Consider the following 1,979-nt stretch of genomic DNA (forward strand, 5'->3'; position numbering starts at 1 on the left):
GGCGCTTCTCGGCCTCGGCGCGCACGACGCCGCGCTGCTCACTGGAGACAGCCCCGACGGTCTGATCTGGGCGATCGGATCGCGATCGGAGGGCGCAGACGTGGTCCTCGCCGCGAACGTCGGTCGGCAGACGCGGCGCTTCTCGGTGCGCGTGCACGGTTCCCGTTCCCGTGACAGCGGCGGTGCGGGTGCGGGTGTCGGTGTCACCACGATCGACGTCGAGCTGGCCGGCGGGGAGTGGACGCTCCTGACCGGCACCGGCGCGGCGGACTAGCTCCGGCCGGGTCCGCCCGAGGGCGTGCGCCAGTCGAACTCGGGGGCGAACCCCAGACGCTCCTGGATCTTGCGCACCGAGAACAGCGACTCGTGCGCTCCGAGGTCGTCGGCCACGGGCACTCCGGGGAACCACCGCTCGGCCGCGTCGCGCGACGGAGCAGCGATGCCGGAGAGCGGATGCGCGACGTGGTAGATCTCGAAACCCGGCTGCGCGTGGCGCAGCGCCAGAGAGACCGCCTGTGCCCCGTCACGGGCGTCGACCCACGACCCGAGCAGATCCCGACGGTACCCGGGCTCGGCGGCGCGCTCGAACGTCGCGTACTCATCGGCGGCCACGACGTTGGTGAAGCGCAGCGCGGTGATCGAGGTGCCGTCCGCCCAGTGCACCAGCTGCGCCGACATCGCCTCCTCGACGACCTTGCCCAGCGCATAGGTGGTGAACGCCTGGGCGTGGCTCTCGTCGAGCGGCAGGAAGGGCGGCGGCACCTCGTAGGGGAAGCCGGTGGCGGTGATGCTCGAGGCGGTGACGATCGTGCGGATGCCCGCGCGGTGTGCCGCGAGGAGCACGTGGAACGATGCCATGACGTTGTTCTCGAAGGTCGTCACGTCGGGCACGAGTCCGTTGACGGGGATGGCGGCCAGGTGCACCAGCGCGTCGAGACCGGCGTGGCGCGCGGTCACGCCGAGGAGTGCATCCAGCACCTGCCCGTAGTCGCCGAGGTCGACCCGCGTGAACCCCGCTCCCGCCGGACCTGCGAGGTCGAAGCCGACGACCTCGTGGCCCTCGTCGCGCAGTCGCGCCACAGTCGCCCTGCCGAGCTTGCCTTCGCTGCCGGTGACGCCGATGATCATGTGCAGGCTCCTCTGGGTGATGAGTGGGTGCGTGCGGCGTAGCGAGTGGCGCACACGCCCCGCATTGAATATTCTTTCGTTAGCGAATCATCATGAGATCGCGAGAGAGGACGGCGCTGGTGCCTTCGAATACTTACAGCCGACCGCTCGACGGACAAGTGCGACTGATGACCAAGGTCGCCCGGATGTACCACGAGCGCGGCATCCGTCAGGCCGACATCGCCGACGCCCTCAACATCTCGCAGGCCAAGGTCTCGCGACTGCTCAAGCGCGCCACGACCATGGGCATCGTCCGCACGATCGTCACGGTGGCCCCTGGCGTCTACGCCGAGACCGAGGAGCTCCTCGAACAGCGCTTCGGCCTGGCCGAGGCGGTGGTGGTCGACGTCGACCCCGACGCCGACCGCGACGAGACCCTGGCGGCGATCGGCGCGGGAGCCGCGGCGTACCTCGAGGCGACGCTCTCGGGCACTGACAGGATCGGCGTCTCGTCGTGGAGCCAGACCCTGCTCGCAGTCGTCGACCGCATGCGACCGTTCGCCGCGCGCGGCGCCACCGAGGTCGTGCAGCTGCTCGGAGGCTCCGGCGCACCCGAGGTGCAGGGTCACAGCCACCACCTGCTCGGCGACCTCGCGCGCATCCTCGGCGCCGAGGCCGTGCACGTGCAGGCTCCGGGAATCGTTGCGAACGCCGCGATCAGGGACTCCCTGCTCGAGGATCCCTCGATGCAGGAGATCAGCCGACGCTGGCGCGAGCTCACCATGACCATCATGGGCATCGGCAACATCGAGCCCAGCGACGTGCTCGCCTCCAGCGGCAACGCCTTCGCCGCGAACGAGCGGGCCGAGCTG

General features: G+C 70.2%; 2 protein-coding genes and 1 pseudogene. 2 read left to right on the forward strand and 1 reads right to left on the reverse strand.

Annotation, left to right across the window (positions count from 1 at the left end):
• A pseudogene (locus RTM68_RS18490) lies at window positions 1–274 on the forward strand (hypothetical protein); the annotation flags it as partial.
• On the opposite strand, the gene RTM68_RS18495 reads toward RTM68_RS18490, so the two are convergent.
• Window positions 271–1,128, reverse strand: coding sequence for an NAD(P)-dependent oxidoreductase (locus RTM68_RS18495; protein ID WP_312173775.1), 858 nt, complete (start codon window positions 1,126–1,128; stop codon window positions 271–273). The pseudogene RTM68_RS18490 and the gene RTM68_RS18495 overlap by 4 nt on opposite strands.
• 167 nt (window positions 1,129–1,295) lie before the next feature.
• Here RTM68_RS18495 and RTM68_RS18500 point away from each other — a divergent pair.
• Window positions 1,296–1,979 (forward strand): sugar-binding domain-containing protein (locus RTM68_RS18500; protein WP_312173776.1); only part of this gene is annotated, 684 nt, incomplete at its 3' end.

It is taken from the genome of Microbacterium sp., assembly GCF_031988965.1.
Classification (GTDB): Bacteria; Actinomycetota; Actinomycetes; order Actinomycetales; family Microbacteriaceae; genus Microbacterium.